Raw genomic sequence first — 19,250 nt, 5'->3', positions numbered from 1 at the left:
TTTCATATCAGGCATTGACAAAGGTTGATCCTGTCCCTGCGGAAGATAAACCCAGAACTGATTTCCATAGTAAACCTCATTAACTCGTCTGGATATACTATTCATAAACCGGGGATTTTTTATGGCAGGTACTTATAAAAGCATCAGGGAGGAGATTTTAGAGAAACTTGATGCAAATCTGCCTTATATTCAACAGCATTTTGGGATTGAATCTATCGGCATATTTGGTTCTGTCAGCAGGGGAGAGGACACCGCAGATAGTGATATCGATGTACTAATTTCATTTTCGGCCGGTCAGGCTACTCTTTCAAATCTGGTTAATTTGGGAGATTATTTGGAAGAATTATTCGGTCGAAAAGTAGATCTGGTTACCGAACGTGCTTTGAGTTCTTATATTCGTCAGGATGTTATGTCCGAGGTAATCCGCGTATGAATCGCGACAGGATGTTTATCTGTCATATCCGTGATGAAATAGAGTTTCTTTCGGATGCTACCGAATCTTTGACATATGAAAAACTTGATGCCGATAAAATAATGCAGCATGTCGTTCAGAAATCACTGGAAATTATTGGCGAGGCTGCAAAGAATGTATCCCCCGAGTTGAAAGCAGAATATCCTGAAATACACTGACTGGTCGGTTATTGGAAAAATGAGAGACCGTCTGACGCATGGTTATTTTGATGTCAGCTGGGATATTGTGTGGAATGTTTTAAATGACGACATTCCCTCCTTAAGATCCGGAATTTCAACAGTAATCTCTGATAAAGAATGGTGATGCACTCAGATTGTCTGAGTATTTATTCTATCTCATGTTTTACGCTTTTTTTACAATTTTTAGCAACTCACCCGTGATTGCAGAATGTAAATGATATCATCTGATCTGCATTCCGCGCGATGAATAATTTTCACACCTCCGGACCTGTTCACCTGACTGATCTTCTTATGAGATTGATCGGGGTCTGTAGCTGGTTATGATCGGAAAAATGAGCTTTTTTTTTAATGGTTAAACATCTCAGTCTACTATAAGATGATTAATCAATATAATTTAATTTACTTTAGCCGAATATTAAGTAGCAATCTTTACAAATATGGTGATCATGGTGCTGTAGTGCATCATATGTATGGTGAATGTATGAAAAACGAAGATGCGGTCTCACCCGTCGTGGGCGTCATGCTGATGCTTGTTGTGACGATTATCATCGCGGCGGTTGTGAGCGGTTTTGCAGGAGGGCTTATTTCCGGACAGGAGAAGTCTCCGACGCTTTCCATGGATGTTACAATTGCAAACACGGGAAGTTACATAGGAAGCGGATTTACGGCCTCGGTACTTGGCGTAAGTGAACCAATCAGTACTACTGACCTGAAGATTGTCACATCCTGGTCGACAACTATGAAGGACAATACTGATCCTGGTCTTACGGAACAACAAAAGACAATCTCTAATGGTAATACTTTTACAGGTGGAAACACGAGCCTTCCAAACAGTGCCAATGTGATCTGTTATCAGGGTATGAAGACAAAAACAGTGACAAATTGGTCTACAGCGCCTTTTGGAATAGGAGCAGGAGTCGATCAGACAAACCCGACAGATCCAATGGGGAAGAGTGCTGATGCATACCAGAAACCAGGTTGGTTTGGGCAGTTTACATTACAGGAGGGTGTGAACCTGTTTGCATATCCATACGGATCTGATTCAGGGCAGGCAATAGCTGGGGCATTGTCAGAACCTGCAGATAGTGGTTACAATGGTGAAACACTTTATGCTTATAAGTATGCCTCGGGCCTCTATGAAGAAGGACAGGCCGATCCGACTCAGGCATTACTAGGGTATGGCTGGGAACAGCTTCGTGCAGGAGATACTGTTAATGTAAAAGTTATCTACACGCCTACAGGTGCTGCGATTTATAATAGCAATATTGCTGTGGAGGACTGATTATGATAAAAAATAACGATTCAGCGGTATCTCCCGTCGTAGGTGTCATGTTAATGCTTGTTGTAACAATCATTATCGCGGCGGTTGTTAGCGGATTTGCAGGCGGTTTTGCAGAAGGGCAGACAAAAGCCCCACAGGCAACTATTCAGGGTGAGTTCAGCGTAACCAGAGGTCTCTCAATCATCCACGCAGGTGGAGAAGCAATTCCTACTGCCGATATGTTGATAACGGTTAAGAACGGGCCCACATTCGGTCCGAATCTTGAAGCTATGTCAACAAGTGCAATAAATCTTGCAACGGTTACTACTTCAAATGGTGTGGCTGTGATGTCCTATAACTCAAGTACTGGTGGCTTCCGGGGTTATGGAATATCTTCTTTCAACCCTGGAGATACGCTCTACGTAAATATCACAAATTGTGAACCAACGATACTTCAGAAGACTGTTTACTCAAGTCATGGAGACTATTATTTTGACGGTACGCACTGGACGTTCCTTGATTCAGATACAGGTGAAAAGCTTACCAGCGCTGATGATAGTTTCTGGGCACTGGACTTTGTAAATCAGGAAAACATAGGAAAGTCGTTCTACCTTGATGTAAACGACAAGGCCAGTGGAACGCTGATTTCACGTGCAGTTGTAACAATCAAGGGCTAAAAATAAATTCTTCATTTTTTATGGAAGACCGGATGCCAGGAAACCAGTACAACCCGAACCCTCTCTTTTATACTGAAGACAGACTCATTCCCGGTCTTTCTTTCTCTGTCAAAATAGATCTTTACTGAATTGTAGCACCTGTGAATTCAAAGGAAAACAGGGGGTAAAATTATTTGTTTATATGGCTGAAATACTATCTGATATGTTTGATTTCACCAAAAAAAGCATAAATGTGGCAATACTTTTGTTTATATTTGCTCTTCTTGCATTTATGCTGAGAATCATTCCTCTGTTTCTCCTCCCTGATACCGGGTATATCCACGTGATACGGGGCGATGCTGAGTACAACCTCAGGCAGATAGAGGTTATGGCCCATAACTTCCTGCAGTATGACTGGTTCGACCCGATGACAGCATACCCTGACGGGAAGAATATCGGATGGGGGCCGCTGTTCCCGATGATCGCGGGCGCTTTTGTAATAATTACAGGAGCGTCAGGACAGGCCGCGATCGTAAACGCCGCATCATTCGTACCCCCCCTTATGGCGGCAGTGCTGGTTCCCGTCGTCTATTTCATCGCGGAATCCGTTAGTAAAAGCAGGTTTGCCGGGATTATCGCGGCGGCGCTGATATCCGTCAGCTCCCTGTTCTTCCTGAACTATACGTCATACGGGTATGTCGATCATCATGCGGCGGAGATTCTCTTTTCAGCAATATTCTGTATGTTCTATATCTTTGCAGTCAGGGACTCTTCCGGTGAATTCAAACCGGATATCAAAGACAAAGAATTTTTGAAGATCTTTGCGTATTCCGTTCTTGCAGGCGTATTTTACAGTGCCTGTTATTTCACATCCCCGACAACGGTACTCTTCCTTGTATTAATATCGATATTCACATTGTTCTCCTGCATAATAACTCATAATTCAGGAAATATTCCGTATAAATTGGGCTTTGTAAACACTGTCGCAATGATAATTCCGGCAATCATGGCATTGATCTTCGGAATAAAATATGCCGGATTTGCGATCTCGTCGTATACTGTTGTTCATGTAATAATTCCGGTTCTGGTAATCGTTGCAACATGGGTTCTGATTCTTCTGTCATTCGGACTGGGCAGAACAAATCTTAAGGATAACAAAATTGCATATCCGTCCGTTCTTATTCTGGCCGGAGTTATAGCCCTGTTTGCATCCGCAATAGTTGTGCCGGATATTTTTTCGTCCCTCTTCTCGTCTGCAAACCTTGTTTTCGGTTTTGGAAACGTTGCGATTGCAGAGATGCAGCCGATGACCCTTGATTTTATCCTGCAAAGCTATCAGATCGGCCTGGTCCTGGGTGCAGGGGGGGTAATAGTTGCGTTATATAAATTGTACTCGACAAAGGAGAACGGATACCTGTTTGTTCTTCTCTGGATGCTCATGACGGTATATGTGTCGATAAAACACATGAGGTTTGATTATTTCGTCGCAGCGCCCTTTGCAATTCTTTCTGCATTGTGTATATATTATGTATATTCCCGGTATTACGGCGATTTTCTGTCATACCTCGGAAAAGAGAAAAAGCCTGCTGAAGGAAAATCAAAGAAAAAAAGTGCGAAGGCCAATGACGATCATTTGACCGGAACTGCTATATTTATGGTTATTACCGGTATTACAGTCGTTTTCTTTGCTGCATCCGTTATAAACGATGTCCGGTTCACTGAGGATTATTCAGGAGTCAGTTTTGAGAAGGACAAATGGCTGGAGGCAATGGAATGGATGAACGAAAACACCCCCGATCCGGGTGTGGACTATTACGGGGAATATTCTTCTGATTCGTTCGTATATCCTGAAGATTCGTATGGAGTAATGTCATGGTGGGATTTCGGGCATGTGATCACTCTTGTTGGAAAAAGAATTCCGGTTTCAAATCCGTTCCAGGATAATGTTCAGGGAGATACAGGATGTGCAAACTTCCTAATCTCGGGATCGGAAGAAGAGGCTGACCGGATAATGGATAACGCCGGAGCAAGATTTGTCGTCACGAATTCGGAGCTTACAACACCGGATAAGGGAATTCTTACGATTCTCTCGTGGGTCGATCCCGCAGATATTACGGTCGACTATATGATAAGCCTCTACAACTCTGACGATTCAGGTAATAGTGGTTATTCGAGGGTGTATACCTCAAATTATTATAATACAACCGTTGTAAGGCTCCAAAATTTGGATGGAACTTATATCGAGCCTGAAGAGGTCGATGTGATTACGACCACCACAAGCGGCGGTGTAAAATCCATAACAGGTTATCAGACCGTGGACTATGATACTGCAGTTTCGGAAGCGACTTCCGATGACATCCTGGTAAGCCAGAACCCGGATATGCCCTGCTGCACGGTTCAGGCGCTTAAAAACTACAGGCTTGTTTTTGAATCGTCAGATCCTGACGACAACGTCAAGATCTTCGAGTACGTAGACGGTTATGAAGTCCCGGGAGAAGGCACAGTGGAACTTAATCTTAAAACTAATGCCGGGAGAGAATTCGTATACGCCCAAAAGAGCGAGGGCGGCAGATTTATACTCCCGTATTCAACAATAGGCAACCCGTATAATGTTACTGCTATAGGCCAGTATCATATCATCGAAACCGACGAATATTTCGATGTCTATGAAGAAGATATCGGTGCTAAATAATTAATTAAGATCTCCATCCAATTTTTGAAATCCGGGTGCCCGTAAGGGTATAGATCCTCCCCGGAAGCGTGGCCCAACCTGTTTTCCTGGGAAGGGTGATATTTTCAGATTTGTTAAGCAGATATTATTTACTATTCGGCACAATTTGGCAATTATTATGAACAAAAACGGCGCACCTTTTACTAACATCCATGAAGATGATAACAGTTGCCGGGCCTCCGTCCTCCGGCAAGACTTCAGTAATTCTTAAAACAATTGCAACGCTCGGTCTTCCGGAGGGGAGCGTTGGTGTTGTCAAATTCGACTCACTCACATCATTCGATCACATTCGGTACGGCGAGAGCAATATCCCTGTCCAGACCGGATTTGCAGGGAAGATCTGCCCTGATCATTTCTTTGTCAGCAATATCGAGGAAGCCGTCTCATGGGGGAAGAGGAAGGGCCTTTCAGTTCTAATCACAGAAAGTGCCGGACTCTGCAACCGCTGTTCGCCGTATATCAAGGGCATACTCTCGGTATGCGTAATCGACAACCTCTCCGGGGTAAACACACCGCGAAAGATCGGACCAATGCTCAAGTACGCAGATATTGTGGTCGTGACGAAGGGTGATATCGTATCGCAGGCCGAACGCGAGGTTTTTTCCTTCAACATAAAGGAGGTCAATTCGAATGCTAAGGTGATCTTCGTCAACGGGATTACCGGGCAGGGGACTTTCATGCTTGCCAAATCCTTCAGCGAGGCGACCGAGATCGATACCCTGAAGGACAGGACCCTCAGATTTACGATGCCGGCGGCAATCTGCTCCTACTGCACGGGGGAGACGAGGATCGGCGATTTCTACCAGATGGGGATGCTTAAAAGGATGGAGTTCGAGGAATGAGTTCTTACGACTTCTATGAAGAGATCGTAGAGACACCTGTCTGCGTTATCCTGGAACGCTATCCCCTTGCCGTCGACTACCTTGCAAATCACAGGCTTGGAGGAATAGATTCATCCAAAACCCTTCCCGCTGCCCTCCTCGATGTCGATCCGGAGATGCTCGAGGAGTTCGGGCTCGACAATGAAAGTATAATCGATCACTTCTGCACATTTCTCGAGGCATTTCGTTCAGACCACGACGACCGGCCGGATGCAATCTCATCTATCACGATCATCGGTGGACGGAACAAGTCCGGTGAACAGGAGAATGTGGAACTGACGGTCAGGCCAGGCGAGATTATAAGCATCGTCGGTCCCACTGGTTCTGGTAAGAGCCGGCTTCTTGAGGATATCGAGTGCATGGCCCAGAAGGACACGCCGACACTGAGGCAGATCCTGATCAACGGAACTGTTCCAGACGAGATGCGAAGGTTCGATACCGGCGGGAAACTCGTGGCCCAGCTATCCCAGACGATGAACTTCGTAATGGACCTGACGGTCCGGGAGTTCCTGGAGATGCATGCGAAGAGCAGGATGGTATCCGATGTCGAAGATGTTGTCGAACGGTGTTTCGAATGTGCGAATTCCCTTGCGGGAGAGAAGTTTTCGCCGGAAACAAAAGTGACGCAGCTCTCCGGCGGCCAGTCGAGGGCTCTTATGATCGCAGATACCGCACTGATGAGTGCCTCTCCGGTAATTCTGATAGACGAGATCGAGAACGCGGGAATCGATCGTAAGGAGGCCATCAGGCTTCTTGCGGGCAATGAAAAGATAATCCTGATGTCCACGCATGACCCCCTCCTCGCCCTGAGGGCCGATAAGAGGATAGTAATCAAAAACGGGGGTATCGCAAAGGTTCTCCCTACGACGGAGAACGAAAGGAGGAATCTTGAAAAGATCGAAAAGGTCGACAATATTCTTTTAGGCCTGCGCAACAGCCTGAGGAAGGGGGAGGTCATTGGCGATGGCGTTGTCGAGGAGTTTATGGATGAATGGTTCTGGTCTTTTCTGAGATGAGAGGTGTATGGTGAAAGAAAAAATGAAGAAATCGGATTGAGAGGTCTGAAAAATGAGTAAGTGGGAGATTTATGACGCCCTGATCGAAGGGATTCCCGATGATGTCATCGTAGGGGATGTGGTGATCGGGGCTGAACTGACATATGTTCAGATAGACGGTGGCGGTGGTGTAGCACCCTACAGGCCCTACTGGCAGCGTGCGCCGCAGTATACCGGGAACAAGATAGGCAAACCCCTGAAAGAGGTTGCGGAACTGGTAAAATCATGGAATTTTATCGAAGCTTCTGTCGGCAATGCCGCGATTGTCGCGTGGTACAACCACCCTGAAAACGCACAAAAGAACGGAGTTGAAATTCCAAAACCTGGACGTGTCGAGGGAAGGCTCAAAGACCCGTTCATCAACTCGCAGAACGAAATCCGCGGCAAAAAGGTCTGCGTTGTCGGCCATTTCCCGTTTATTGAAGGACTATTCGAGCCTGTGTGTGACTTAAGCGTCGTCGAGTGGGACCCCGGCCCCGGCGATTATCCTTATAATGCATGTGATTTTCTGCTGCCTGAATGCGATTTCGCATTTATAACATGTGCAGCCATTGGCGACAAGAGCCTTCCCAGGCTGCTGGAGTTGTCGGAAAACGCCGAAAAAGTAGCAATTGTAGGGCCCGGGACACCTCTTGCACCACAGTTCTTTGATTTCGGTGTCGGGGATCTCTCCGGTTTTGTCATAAACGATCCGGAAATGGCGAAGAGAATCGCATCGGGGGCTGAATTCCAGAGGATCTATGCAGCGGGAACGAAGGTGAATCTTCTCGCCTCCTCGTCAAAAAGATGAATTGTGGTGAAAAAATGCAGATTAAGTTATCAGGTTTGAGTTTTATCTTTGGATTATTGTTTTTTTGCGGGGTATGTATTGCTCCGTCGTGTGCAGCGACCGAATATATCCTGTCCCAGGATACGCAGGAGATGTACAAAAACGGGATCAATCATACGGGGCCGGATGAGGCCGTAATAATCGTCAGGGACGATTTCACGATATCTGCTGTAAACTGCTCCGGGATAGAGTCGGAAGGTTCCATAACAATAAAGAGCGATACGGGGAAAATCCTGAAAATAACGGTTTCAGGCAGCGGCAAAACAACATACGGCATTAAAGGATCTTCCGTGGATATCACAGGCGGAAATATCGATCTCAGGGCCGGAGGGGAGAGCACGGATATAACGTGCGGAATATATTCTTCGGAGGGGCAGATCTCGATCTCCGGCGGAACTGTAAGCGCGACTGCCGACAGCAGCACGAGCCATAAGAACAAGGCGCTTTATGCGATCGAGTCAGTAATCATCTCAGGCGGCAGCGTAACCGCTTCGGCTGTCGGCGGTGCAAACAGTTTCGGAATAGACGGTGACGGTGATAATGGCGAAGGCGGTGTCCTGATCTCCGGCGGAGTGGTGGAAGTATCTGCTACAGGCGCCGGAACGAGAAACTTCGGTGTCGACAGCAGATTCGGAAAAGTTGTATTCTCTGGAGATTCTGTAATCACAATCTATGAAGACGAGAGTGGTGAAAACCAGAACTACGTCTTCAACTCAAATGTAACCTCGATCACGGGAGACGAGGCAGTCGTATTCGCCGGTGAAGGCTCCGCTTATAAACTACAGAAGAATGCCGTGCTGGCACAGGACTTCGCCCTGATTCCCGGAAAGCCCTTTGAGATTCCCGAAGGCCTGACCCTTGCAGTCGAAAAAGGAGTTGATTTTTCAACAGATGGTGCTGAATTCCAGTATGAGACAAAATACACCAATAAGAAGGGGCAGACTGTATATACCTCCGCACCTGTGGACCCCGATTCCGTTGCAACACCGCTCTCCGTATTTGGGATTCTTGCAGGAATCATGGCTGCGTTTGGCATTACCCGGAGAAAATAATTTTTTTACCTGCTGAAAGCCGGAACAACTGTCTTTTTTGTCATTCCTGTTTAAGTTGACAAAGTTAATATTAAAAACCTAACAAGATCTAATAATAAAGCATTATATGTTAAAAAGGTGAACACTTTTTTTATGAGAAGTCTTTTTGGCTATCGTATTTTTATTGTGTTGTGTGTTTTCCTGGCATTCTTTTCCGGAATTGCTGCCGCAGAAGAGACAAGGACATTTGTCGATGATGTGGGAAGAGAACTGATACTCCCGGTAAATATCACTGCAGTATCTCCTTCCGGTCCGCTGGCCCAGATCGTGCTCTATTCGGTCGATCCTGATCTCTTCGTGAGTATTTCGAGTGAATACAGCGATGCACAGCTGAAGTATATAGATCCGCGTGTTGCCGCCCTGCCTGTTACAGGCCAGTTCTACGGGGCGAAGTCTACCATGAATCCCGAAGAGATCATGGAGATGAACAAGGAGCTCGGAATTGATCTCGTGCTTGATATCGGTGAGGCGAAGAGCACGATGAAAGAGGACCTCGACAAGATACAGGCGCAGACAGGTGTTAACTTTGCATTTGTAACGCAGAACAACCTGTCGGACATTCCGGGATCGTATCTTACCCTCGGTGAGCTCCTTTCCGAAGAGGAACAGTGTGAGAAGCTCTCGACTTATACCTCTGATCTTCTGTCAGAGTTTGCTGTGGGAATGAACGAGATCGGCGACAACAGGAAGAGCATGATCTACGTCGTCAGTGTCGACGGCAATTCGGTATATCTCATAGGTTCGGGCGAAAACTCATATCATGGCGAGGTAATCAACTATATCAGCGACAATCTTGCAAATGAAGCGGTTACTGCAAGCGGTATGGGAGACGAGTATACGATGGAGGACATTCTCCAGATGAATCCCGACTATATCATCGTCGCTTATGATGACGAGCACGAATATTATGATGCGATCATGAACAGCGCCGACTGGCAGTCGCTCCGGGCTGTTCAGGATGGAAATGTCTATGAAGCACCATACGGCCCTTACAGCTGGATGGGAGGGCCGCCGTCTGTAAACCGTCTTTTATCTATGATATGGCTAGGGAACCTCTACTACCCTGATGTATTCGACTATAACGTCGACGACCGTGTAAAGGAGTATTACTCGTTGTTTTATCACTATGACCTGACCGATGACGACCTGTCCGAATTAATGGAATATGCAAAACCTGCCGGTGCATCATCCCAGGGTTCAGCTACATCTACAGGGACTTCAGCCTACGCCAATCAGTCGCCGGCACCATTGTTCGCACTGATGGCAGGGCTCGGGGTTGCGGTTTTGATCAAAAGACGCAGCCATTAAATCCTTTTTTTTCGAATAGTGCCATGACTGGTGTCATGGAATCCGGTAATCATGTGTTGTGTGCCACGGTAATCCTGATTTTATTGCTGTTGTTTGTATTTGCGGCATTATGTACGACTATGCCATCTAAATATGGAGATAAGATAAATATTACAAATATGGATGACAACAACCGGGAAGGGTATATCTCCACGGGAAACGGGCGGATCTGGTTCAGGATTGTCGGAGCAGACGGCAAGAAAACACCGCTTCTTCTACTGCACGGGGGGCCGGGTGCGTCCCATGACTATTTCGAATCCCTGTCGGTGCTCTCTGATGAAAGGCCGGTGATATTCTATGATCAGCTCGGCTGCGGGAACTCGGACAAGCCTGAAGATCTTTCAATTTATACAGTTGAAAACTACGTGAAAGAATTAGGCGAAGTCCGCAGTGCTCTCGGGCTTGACGAAGTTCATATTCTCGGGCAGTCGTGGGGGGGCGGGCTTGCGGCGGCGTACTATCTCGACGGGAATCCGGAAGGCGTAAAGAGCCTGATCTTATCTTCCCCTCTTCTCGATACGGGAAGATGGATCTCAGACCAGAAGGCGTACCTGTCGGAGATGCCTGAAGAGATACAGGAGCATGTCAGGCACGCGGAGGAGACCGGGAATTATGATTCAAAGGAATACCAGGATGCAATGAACTATTATTATTCGGTTCATCTATGCAGGCTCGATCCGTGGCCCCCTGTTTTGATCAAAACGTTTGAGAAAATGTCGATTCCTGTTTATATGCATATGTGGGGGCCGAGCGAGTTCACATGTACCGGAACCCTGAAATCGTTTAACCTGACCGGAAATTTGTCCGAAATAGATGTGCCTGTCTTTTTCATCTGCGGGGAATATGATGAGGCGGCGCCCGGATCAATGAAATACTTCAGCGGCCTTGTAAATAACCCGGAACTCCTTATCATCAAAGATGCGTCACATGAGAATCATCTGGAGAAAGAAGAAGAATACACAGAGGCCGTAAGGAAATTCCTGAATGCGGCGGATTAAAGCTAAGATTGGATTTGTTCTCCATATCTATGGTATGTCCTGAGTTTGACAGATCTCTTTTCTTTTGTTTTAATGTTCAGATGATATTGTTGATTTATGGAATTTATAAGATATAAAGCGGGATTGTGTAAAAAAAGAAACATTTATTCAGTTTGATGTCCGACAGATGATTAACTGATGTACTCCGGATTATATTCCCGCGTATTCATTCCTGAACAGCTTTTATACGATAAGAACAAGGTTCTAACCTGCTTTCCGGGGCCTTTGTCGGAGGTTGCCCTTTGAAATTAGTGATGACCAGTGGCAGAACGATACGGCAGGGCGAACAGCTTTATTATAAGGATCATCCGGAGTATACTGCCCAGACCTCTTTATGCTATATCAACCCCCTGGATCTCCTCGGGATCGGGGTGGACGACGGGCAGAAAGTAAAAATCTCCAGCGAAGCCGGAGAAACCATTTTTAAAGCAGTATCCTGTGCGGATATTTTACAGGGGATGGTTTTCATTCCGGTCGGTCCGCATGCGAATTATATCCTGCATTCAAAGACCCACGGAACGGGCGCCCCGGATTACAAATGGGTAAATGTCGATGTTGTCCCTGCCGGCGAAGATGAGGAAATTCTCACGGCATGGGAGATTCTCGAGCATGAGGGCGGCTGCCGTTTTGATATCGGAGACCCTGTCTGCGTGACAAAGTCTCCCTGCGGGGACTGTGTAATCGACGATGTCGTCTGCCCTCTCTGCGGGTGTCTCTGCGATGACATCCGGGTAACAATTAAGGACAACCAGATCACAGGCGTCGATAACGGGTGCAGTTTGAGCAACGGAAAGTTCACTGCACGCGGAAGGCTGAAAGAGCCGATAATGAGAGACGGCTCCGGCTGGAAAAATATCTCCTATGACGAGGCGATAGACTATACCGCCAATATGCTCCTTGATGCCGACAGACCGCTGATCTTCGGTTTCTCGGGAACTTACGGCGAGGCCCAGTGCATGGGGATCTCGATCGCTGAGATGGCCGGTGCGGTGATCGACAACTGCTCGTCGATCTGCCACGGTCCGTCTATTATGGCTATTCAGGAAGTAGGGCATCCCGGCTGTACGCTTGGCCAGATCAAGAACAGGGCGGATGTCATAGTCTACTGGGGGTCGAACCCGATAGAATCCCACCCGCGTCATATGAGCCGTTATTCCACATACGCCGACGGCTTCTTCCTGAACAACGCCTTCCGCGAGAGGAAACTTATCGTAGTCGACATCAGGGAGACCGATATCGCGAAGAATGCCGACGAATTCATCCAGATAAAACCGGGTGGCGATTATGCGGTGTTCTCCGCCCTGAGGGCGATCGTCAGGGGAAAGAGGGATGTCATTCCCCCCATGGTCGCCGGAGTGAAGAGAGAACAGCTCTTCAGGGTTGCGGACATGCTTCTCAAGGCGAAGTTCGGTGTGTTTTTCACAGGGATCGGTCTGACCGAATCGCCCGGAAAATACAAAAACGTCAGGAACGGAGTTGAACTCGTCGATGAGCTCTCGAGGCATACGAAGTTCACGCTGACTCCGATGAGGGGTCATTGGAACGTATACGGGACAAACCAGACATTCGCTTATCTGGGAGGTTACCCGTATGCAATCGATTACTCGCGTGGCACTGCATTCTATAATCCCGGAGAAACCTCGGCTGTCGATCTTCTCAGGAGGAAAGAAGCTGATGCATGTATCATCATAGGCAGTGATCCCGGGGCGCATTTCCCGAGAGAATGTGTCAGGCGCCTTTCCGAGATCCCATGTGTCGTTATAGATCCATTTGTCGCACTCAGCACTGCGGTCGCCAATGTGCATATCCCCGTTGCGGCATGCGGAATAGATGCCGAGGGGACCGGCTACCGCCTGGACGCCCTGCCCCTCTGGGTGAAGAAAGTCCTTGAACCCACCATGCCCAACGATCTTGAGGTTCTTACCCGGATATACAATATAATAAAGGAGGCGAAGGGGTTATGAGCGAATATCTCATCAAAAACGGGTGGGTCATCGATCCCCTGAACGATATATACGGCGAAACGATGGATATCGCCGTCAGGGACGGAAAGATAGTCGAGTCCGTCGGGAGTTCCGCCGAGGTGATCGATGCCGGCGGAAACCTGACTATGCCGGGTGGTGTTGATTCCCATACACATATCTGCGGAACGAAGGTGAACTTCGGCAGGTACATGAGCCCCGAGGATATGCGGGCAGGCAGGGGGCGTGCCCGCCGGAATATGCACCCGGTCTCAGGCTACAGCGTTCCGACGGTTTATGCAAACACCTACCGCTACAGTGCTATGGGGTACACGACAGTTCTCGAAGGTGCGATGGCTCCGTTCGAAGCCCGGCACACTCACGAGGAGTTCGCTCATACGACCCTTCAGGATACGATGGCCAATACGCTCTTCGACGGCAACTGGTCGGCGATGGAGGCTATCCATGACGGCGACCTTAAGAAGACCGCCGCCGTTGTCGCGTGGTACCTGACTGCGGCAAAAGGATTCGGGTTAAAGCTCACGAATCCCGGCGGGACCGAGGCATGGGGATATGGCAAGGATGTAAACTGTATTCACGACAGGGTTCCGTACTTCGATGTTTCTCCTGCAGAGATCATCGACTACATGATACGGGCGAACGAGTTCCTGAAGCTTCCGCACTCGGTCCACCTTCACTGCAACAACCTCGGAAAGCCGGGCAACTACAAGTGCACTCTTGAGACGATGAACAGGACGCCGGACTTAAACGACAAGAGGCAGACCCTTTACCTCACTCACGTCCAGTTCCATTCCTACGGCGGCTCTTCCTGGCATGATTTCTGCTCGAAGTCCGACGATGTCGCGTGGATGGTGAACAGAAAACCCCAGGTTGCAATCGATATGGGCCAGGTGATGTTCGGGAGGACGACCACGATGACGGCCGACGGTCCGATGGAGTTTAATCTCTTCCGTCTCTACAACAACAAGTGGAGCAACCATGATGTCGAGCTTGAGACCGGGTCAGGAGTTATTCCGGTATTATACAGCAGGAAGAATCTCGTCAATTCGATAATGTGGGCGATAGGTCTTGAACTCGCCCTACAGGTGAAGGACCCGTGGCGCTGCATGCTTACGACCGACAACCCCAACGGAGCTCCGTTTGTAAAGTATCCCGAGATTGCCGCCCTTTTGATGAGCAAAAAGTACCGCGATCTCGAGATGGAGACCGTTCATCCTGATATCTATAAACGCGTTCTGCTTCAGACTCTTGACCGCGAACTCGACTGGAACGAGATCGCGATAATGACCCGGGCTGCGCAGGCGAAGGCTCTCGGAATAGTAGATCTCGGAAAGGGCCACCTTGGAGTAGGTGCTGACGCTGATATCGCCATATACCCGTTAAAGCCGTACGAGATCGATCCTTCGGTTGAATACGAAAAGGTAATAGCAGGTCTTTCGTGTACCGAACATACGATAAAAAGAGGAAGGCCGGTTTCAAGGAAGGGGGCATGCCTTGTTCACGGTAGCAATACCACGTTCTGGGTAAAACCCGAGGTTCCGGAGGAGTATGACATCAGCCGCGACCCTGAATTCATAAAGAAGTTCGAGAGGTATTATACAGTCAGAATGAGCAATTATCCTGTCCGCGAGGAGTACCTGCACAGGAACTACTGTATCGAGACAAAACCTGATTTTTAATTTTCAATATCTTCCCTGAGTGCTCATTTATATAATCTCCATTCAAAAGAGATCCGTATGTCAGAGATAGAGCTATTTAAGGATTTTAAGCCGGTGACGCGGTTTAAAAAATATAATCTTATCGTGGTCTCCCTGGTTGTAATCATCCTGTGGCTTTGTATTGCGTGGATCATACCTGTTTTTGAGAACACTATTCTGAATATTATAGTCGTTGCCCTGTTGATTGTCTCCCTCCTGGTTACTGTCGTATGGAATTCACTTTATTACAAATCGATCGTCTATCACCTGAACGAAACCGAGATGACATGGAAGAGAGGCGTGTGGTTCAGGCAGACTGGAATTGTTCCGTACAACAGGATTACCAATGTCGATATCGTGCAGGGCCCCCTGATGAGAATTTTCGGAATATCGAATCTCAGGATTCAGACTGCCGGTTATTCTGCGCAAAATGTTGCGGAAATCAGGATAACCGGTATTGAAGAGCCCGAACCCCTCCGCGAAATGATAATGGGTTTCGTGAGGAGCAGGGGGCCGGCTGCAGCGGCGACGGGCGGTGATGATAGTGAGAGTTCCGGACAGGTTTCATCCGGAGAGATCCTCGATGAACTGCGGGAGATCAGAAAAATACTGAATAAAATGGCTGAAAAATAATCCTCTTTTTATGTATATAACATTAGGTAAACTCTAATTTATTGTAAAGCAATGATCATATATGGATGATGAGTATAAAGCCAGACTTGCCGGAATATTCCGGGAAAAGGGGATAGAGAAGGTGATGACATGCCCCCAGGCGATGGAGATAAACAAAGAATATGGCATCCCTCTGGCTGATATAGGTAAATACTGCAATACAAGCCAGATAAAAATCCGCGGGTGCCAGCTCGGCTGCTTCAGATAAACATTTTTGGGACAATTCAGGGTTAGTTATGAAATCGTCTTTTTTGAGCCTGATTAGAGTAGATGAAGCAGTGGATCTTGCAAAATCCATTGCACCGGCGATGCCTCCGGAGAGAGTCCTTCTCGATGATGCCCTTGGCAGGGTTCTTTCAGAGGATGTCAGGTCCGACATCGATATCCCGGGCTTTGACCGGTCATGGAAGGACGGCTACGCTGTCTTCGCGGCGGATACGACAAATGCGACCGACTCGATCCCATCTATGCTGAAACTGAAGGGAAGGATCGATATGGGTGCCGGGGAGAAAATGTCGCTTTCGAGGGGGGAATGCTTCAATATCCCTACCGGCGGTCAGATGCCTGACGGGGCCGATGCGGTCGTAATGGTAGAATACACCGATGAGGTCGGTGGTGATGTTCTTGTCAAACGGCCGGTTGCAGTCGGTGAGAATGTTGTAAAAAAAGGCGAAGATTTTCCTGAAGGCGGCGTTGTTTTTGGAAGAGGAGAGGTTCTTTCAGCATCAGATCTCGGGGCCCTGGCGGCGATAGGCTACTATGAAGTGCCGGTCATGAAGAAACCTGTCGTAGGAATAATCTCTACAGGAATCGAGATCGTCCCCGTCGACAAGAAACCGAAGGTTGGAGAGGTCAGGGATGTAAACAGCTATCTCTGTTCTGCATTCGTCAGGAAACAAGGGGGAATCCCGCTGCATCTCGGAATTGTCAGGGACAATGAGGAGGAGATGATCTCCCTTATCCGGAGCGGCGTGGACAAGTGCGATCTGATCCTGATATCCGGCGGGAGTTCGAAGGATATACGCGATATCACCGCCCGAGTTCTCTACACCGAAGGCGAGGTGCTTGCACATGGTGTAATGCTTGCCCCGGGCAAGCCGACGATTATCGCAAAGGTTAAAGATACGCCTGTAATCGGAATTCCGGGGCATCCTGCCGCGACGTATATGGTTCTCTCTGTTATTGTCCGCCATCTCCTCGTAGCAATGGCCGGTTTCTCAGATACCATGAAGTCTGTCAGGAAAGCAAGGCTTGTCACAAACATATCCTCGGAAAAAGGCCGTGAGGAGTATGTGCGTATAAAGCTGGTCGCAGAAAATGAAGCCATGCCTCTTTTCGGAAAGTCGGGTCTCCTGAATACCATCGTGGAAAGCGACGGCGTAATTAAGATCCCGGCCGGCCGCGAGGGCCTTGAGGCCGGCGAGGAAGTGGAGGTATTCCTTTGGTAAAGAGATATCTCTCCCAGATAACCCTCGATGAGGCTGTGGAGAAGGTGCTGGAACTTTTCGGGGCCCTTAAATCCTCGGGGACGGTTCCTCTTGCAGAATCTGCGGGAAGAGTTGCCGCCTCCCCTGTATATGCGGAATACAGTGTTCCTGTGACCAATGTCTCCGCGATGGACGGTGTCGCACTGAAGAGCAGCGACACGTTCGCGGCGAGCGAGCAGAACCCGGTTTCGGTCAGGGATTTTCTCAGGGTCAATACAGGGAATGCGGTGCCGCTTACCTATGATGCGGTCGTCATGATAGAGGATGTGTGGTTCGAAGAGAAAGGCGAAGGGATCACCATTCGGAAGAGTGCAAGACCCTGGCAGAACGTCCGTGCAGCGGGCGAGGATATAAAGCAGGGAGAGCTCATTGTTCCGAAGAACTACAGGATCAGGCCGTTTGATATAGGGGCGCTCGGGACATACGGGGTAACCGATCCGGTGGTCAAAAAGCTCAGGGCCGGCCTGATCCCGACCGGCAGCGAACTTGTTCCGATCGGAACGAGACCGGGACCCGGACAGGTCGTCGAAAGCAATATAACAATGGCGGCGGCATGGCTTGGTGAGAGAAATGTCGATACGACCTGCTATCCCCCGACACCCGACGATCCCGAAATGATAAGGGACGTGATCTCTGAGGCTGTTCTTGAAAACGATATTATAATTGTTTCGGCAGGTTCGTCCGCTGGAACAAGAGATTTTACAGCAGGAGCGATCGGGGATCTGGGGAGACTTGTGTTCCACGGGATCTCAATGATGCCCGGAAAACCGATGATCCTCGGGGAGATCGAAGGCAAACCTGTAATCGGCCTCCCGGGCTATCCGATATCGGCCCAGGTTGTACTCAGGGAGATACTCGGCCCCCTGCTTGATACTCTCGGTTTCAGTGGTCCGCCTTCGGAAAAACTTGAGGTCTCTCTTGCCGGCGACCTTACTTCGAACGTAGGTTACGACGAGTTCGTCCTCCTTTCCGTTGCGAAGCACGGCGATCATTATATTGCGTCGCAGCAGTCGAGAGGTGCAGGTGTTCAGATGGCCTCCATACGATCGAACGCCTACCTCAGGCTCCCGGCTCCGATAGAAGGCTATGCCGAAGGAGAGAGTGTCTTTTTGAATATGACCCGGAGCATCGCCCATGCCGACAGGTCTCTGCTCGTGACCGGGATCATGGAGCCACCGATGGGCTGGCTCTCGAACATCCTGAGCGAAGAGGAGATCTGGCTGCACAACGGAAATACCGGAAATATCAGCGGGATTATCGCCCTGAAAAAAGACATCTGCCATGCGGCGGCTCTTCATGCACTCTCGGCCGAAGGGGGGTATAATACCGAATATATCAGGCAGTACATGCCTGGCGAAGAGATCCACATGACCGGGATTGCAGGAATCATTCTCGGCATCGCATCAAAGACTGGTATAGGAATCGACGAACTGCCCGGCTCATCCATAGTCAACCAGCCGGCAGGATCGGAATGCAGGATAGTCCTCGACAGGCTTTTTTCCGGAAGATCGATCGATCCCGAATCCGTGAACGGGTACTCCCGGGTCGTAAACAACCCGCTCTCTGCCGCAATAGCCGTTGCAGGCGGAAACTGCGATGCGGCACTTACGTCGTATTCGATAGCGAAGACCTACGGCCTTGAATTCGAGCCTGTTGCAGTCGAACAGTACGAACTCGCAGTACGGGCGGAGCACATGCAGGACGAGAGAGTTATGAGGCTAATCGATGCAATATCCTCGGAAGAATTCAGGCGGGTTCTGGATGATGCCGGCAGTTATGATTCCGGTATTACAGGAAAGCGAAGAATAATCCAATAATTGAAAAACTGAATTCTGATTATAGCTAATTGAATCTTCTGCTGTAATCCGGATAA

The 19,250-nt window shown here is 48.5% G+C and carries 18 protein-coding genes; all 18 read left to right on the top strand.

All coding sequences use genetic code 11. From position 1 onward, the window contains the following. The first annotated feature begins 121 nt into the window (after positions 1 to 121). The 18 genes from MPET_RS12355 to MPET_RS12270 all read left to right on the top strand — a co-directional run bounded on the left by MPET_RS12355 (position 122) and on the right by MPET_RS12270 (position 19,194). Complete coding sequence (locus MPET_RS12355) at positions 122 to 433, top strand: nucleotidyltransferase family protein (RefSeq protein ID WP_013330369.1); 312 nt, start codon at positions 122 to 124, stop codon at positions 431 to 433. Continuing rightward, a complete protein-coding gene (locus tag MPET_RS15620) occupies positions 430 to 630 on the top strand; it encodes a HepT-like ribonuclease domain-containing protein (RefSeq protein ID WP_052297260.1) in 201 nt (66 codons plus the stop codon). Before MPET_RS12355 ends, MPET_RS15620 begins: the two co-directional genes overlap by 4 nt. Positions 631 to 649: 19 nt before the next feature. Further along, positions 650 to 775 carry a HepT-like ribonuclease domain-containing protein gene (locus MPET_RS15715; RefSeq protein WP_083773190.1) on the top strand — a complete coding sequence of 42 codons (126 nt, stop codon included), beginning with the start codon at positions 650 to 652 and terminating at the stop codon, positions 773 to 775. Positions 776 to 1,132: 357 nt separating this feature from the next. Further along, positions 1,133 to 1,933, top strand: coding sequence for a type IV pilin N-terminal domain-containing protein (locus tag MPET_RS12345; RefSeq protein WP_083773203.1), 801 nt, complete (start codon positions 1,133 to 1,135; stop codon positions 1,931 to 1,933). A gap of 2 nt (positions 1,934 to 1,935) precedes the next feature. Continuing rightward, positions 1,936 to 2,589 carry a type IV pilin N-terminal domain-containing protein gene (locus tag MPET_RS14620; RefSeq protein ID WP_013330367.1) on the top strand — a complete coding sequence of 218 codons (654 nt, stop codon included), beginning with the start codon at positions 1,936 to 1,938 and terminating at the stop codon, positions 2,587 to 2,589. Positions 2,590 to 2,770: 181 nt separating this feature from the next. Further along, positions 2,771 to 5,260: an oligosaccharyl transferase, archaeosortase A system-associated gene (locus MPET_RS12335; RefSeq protein ID WP_013330366.1), complete on the top strand. Its 2,490-nt coding sequence runs from the start codon at positions 2,771 to 2,773 to the stop codon at positions 5,258 to 5,260. Positions 5,261 to 5,451: 191 nt separating this feature from the next. Further along, on the top strand, positions 5,452 to 6,141 hold the full coding sequence (locus MPET_RS12325) for a GTP-binding protein (RefSeq protein ID WP_013330365.1): 690 nt from the start codon (positions 5,452 to 5,454) through the stop codon (positions 6,139 to 6,141). Continuing rightward, the gene (locus MPET_RS12320) at positions 6,138 to 7,196 is read left to right on the top strand and encodes an ATP-binding cassette domain-containing protein (RefSeq protein WP_013330364.1); all 1,059 of its coding nucleotides are present in this window, start codon (positions 6,138 to 6,140) and stop codon (positions 7,194 to 7,196) included. The genes MPET_RS12325 and MPET_RS12320 overlap by 4 nt, the downstream gene beginning before the upstream one ends. A 52-nt stretch (positions 7,197 to 7,248) precedes the next feature. Further along, a complete protein-coding gene (locus tag MPET_RS12315; RefSeq protein ID WP_013330363.1) occupies positions 7,249 to 8,025 on the top strand; it encodes a DUF364 domain-containing protein in 777 nt (258 codons plus the stop codon). 14 nt (positions 8,026 to 8,039) lie between these two features. Beyond that, the gene (locus MPET_RS12310) at positions 8,040 to 9,116 is read left to right on the top strand and encodes a carbohydrate-binding domain-containing protein (RefSeq protein ID WP_148222240.1); all 1,077 of its coding nucleotides are present in this window, start codon (positions 8,040 to 8,042) and stop codon (positions 9,114 to 9,116) included. A 132-nt stretch (positions 9,117 to 9,248) separates the two neighbouring features. Beyond that, positions 9,249 to 10,463 (top strand): ABC transporter substrate-binding protein, encoded by a 1,215-nt coding sequence (locus MPET_RS12305; RefSeq protein ID WP_013330361.1) that lies wholly within the window; start codon positions 9,249 to 9,251, stop codon positions 10,461 to 10,463. A 35-nt stretch (positions 10,464 to 10,498) separates the two neighbouring features. Continuing rightward, positions 10,499 to 11,500 carry a proline iminopeptidase-family hydrolase gene (locus MPET_RS12300; RefSeq protein ID WP_225353818.1) on the top strand — a complete coding sequence of 334 codons (1,002 nt, stop codon included), beginning with the start codon at positions 10,499 to 10,501 and terminating at the stop codon, positions 11,498 to 11,500. Positions 11,501 to 11,790: 290 nt separating this feature from the next. Beyond that, complete coding sequence (locus tag MPET_RS12295) at positions 11,791 to 13,503, top strand: formylmethanofuran dehydrogenase subunit B (RefSeq protein WP_318238903.1); 1,713 nt, start codon at positions 11,791 to 11,793, stop codon at positions 13,501 to 13,503. Continuing rightward, positions 13,500 to 15,200 (top strand): formylmethanofuran dehydrogenase subunit A, encoded by a 1,701-nt coding sequence (locus MPET_RS12290; protein WP_013330358.1) that lies wholly within the window; start codon positions 13,500 to 13,502, stop codon positions 15,198 to 15,200. The genes MPET_RS12295 and MPET_RS12290 overlap by 4 nt, the downstream gene beginning before the upstream one ends. A gap of 57 nt (positions 15,201 to 15,257) precedes the next feature. Continuing rightward, positions 15,258 to 15,851, top strand: coding sequence for a PH domain-containing protein (locus MPET_RS12285; protein WP_013330357.1), 594 nt, complete (start codon positions 15,258 to 15,260; stop codon positions 15,849 to 15,851). Between the two features lie 61 nt (positions 15,852 to 15,912). Next, the gene (locus MPET_RS12280) at positions 15,913 to 16,098 is read left to right on the top strand and encodes a hypothetical protein (protein WP_013330356.1); all 186 of its coding nucleotides are present in this window, start codon (positions 15,913 to 15,915) and stop codon (positions 16,096 to 16,098) included. A 28-nt stretch (positions 16,099 to 16,126) separates the two neighbouring features. Further along, positions 16,127 to 17,338, top strand: coding sequence for a molybdopterin molybdotransferase MoeA (locus tag MPET_RS12275; protein WP_013330355.1), 1,212 nt, complete (start codon positions 16,127 to 16,129; stop codon positions 17,336 to 17,338). After that, entirely contained in the window at positions 17,332 to 19,194 is a 1,863-nt protein-coding gene (locus MPET_RS12270; RefSeq protein ID WP_013330354.1) for a substrate-binding domain-containing protein, read from the top strand. Before MPET_RS12275 ends, MPET_RS12270 begins: the two co-directional genes overlap by 7 nt. Positions 19,195 to 19,250 lie beyond the last annotated feature (56 nt).

The organism is Methanolacinia petrolearia DSM 11571 (genome assembly GCF_000147875.1).
GTDB lineage: Archaea > Halobacteriota > Methanomicrobia > Methanomicrobiales > Methanomicrobiaceae > Methanolacinia > Methanolacinia petrolearia.
The sequence above is the reverse complement of the archived record's forward strand: the minus strand, read 5'-3'. Positions and strand labels throughout refer to the sequence as shown.

Bases quoted from the DNA above. Each gene is read 5' to 3' on its own strand.
- MPET_RS12335 (WP_013330366.1), top strand. From the start codon at position 2,771: ATGGCTGAAATACTATCTGATATGTTTGATTTCACCAAAAAAAGCATA.
- MPET_RS15715 (WP_083773190.1), top strand. From the start codon at position 650: ATGAGAGACCGTCTGACGCATGGTTATTTTGATGTCAGCTGGGATATT.
- MPET_RS12310 (WP_148222240.1), top strand. From the start codon at position 8,040: ATGCAGATTAAGTTATCAGGTTTGAGTTTTATCTTTGGATTATTGTTT.
- MPET_RS14620 (WP_013330367.1), top strand. From the start codon at position 1,936: ATGATAAAAAATAACGATTCAGCGGTATCTCCCGTCGTAGGTGTCATG.
- MPET_RS12315 (WP_013330363.1), top strand. From the start codon at position 7,249: ATGAGTAAGTGGGAGATTTATGACGCCCTGATCGAAGGGATTCCCGAT.
- MPET_RS12305 (WP_013330361.1), top strand. From the start codon at position 9,249: ATGAGAAGTCTTTTTGGCTATCGTATTTTTATTGTGTTGTGTGTTTTC.
- MPET_RS12320 (WP_013330364.1), top strand. From the start codon at position 6,138: ATGAGTTCTTACGACTTCTATGAAGAGATCGTAGAGACACCTGTCTGC.
- MPET_RS12275 (WP_013330355.1), top strand. From the start codon at position 16,127: ATGAAATCGTCTTTTTTGAGCCTGATTAGAGTAGATGAAGCAGTGGAT.
- MPET_RS12300 (WP_225353818.1), top strand. From the start codon at position 10,499: ATGGAATCCGGTAATCATGTGTTGTGTGCCACGGTAATCCTGATTTTA.
- MPET_RS12355 (WP_013330369.1), top strand. From the start codon at position 122: ATGGCAGGTACTTATAAAAGCATCAGGGAGGAGATTTTAGAGAAACTT.
- MPET_RS12325 (WP_013330365.1), top strand. From the start codon at position 5,452: ATGAAGATGATAACAGTTGCCGGGCCTCCGTCCTCCGGCAAGACTTCA.
- MPET_RS15620 (WP_052297260.1), top strand. From the start codon at position 430: ATGAATCGCGACAGGATGTTTATCTGTCATATCCGTGATGAAATAGAG.
- MPET_RS12285 (WP_013330357.1), top strand. From the start codon at position 15,258: ATGTCAGAGATAGAGCTATTTAAGGATTTTAAGCCGGTGACGCGGTTT.
- MPET_RS12345 (WP_083773203.1), top strand. From the start codon at position 1,133: ATGAAAAACGAAGATGCGGTCTCACCCGTCGTGGGCGTCATGCTGATG.
- MPET_RS12290 (WP_013330358.1), top strand. From the start codon at position 13,500: ATGAGCGAATATCTCATCAAAAACGGGTGGGTCATCGATCCCCTGAAC.
- MPET_RS12280 (WP_013330356.1), top strand. From the start codon at position 15,913: ATGGATGATGAGTATAAAGCCAGACTTGCCGGAATATTCCGGGAAAAG.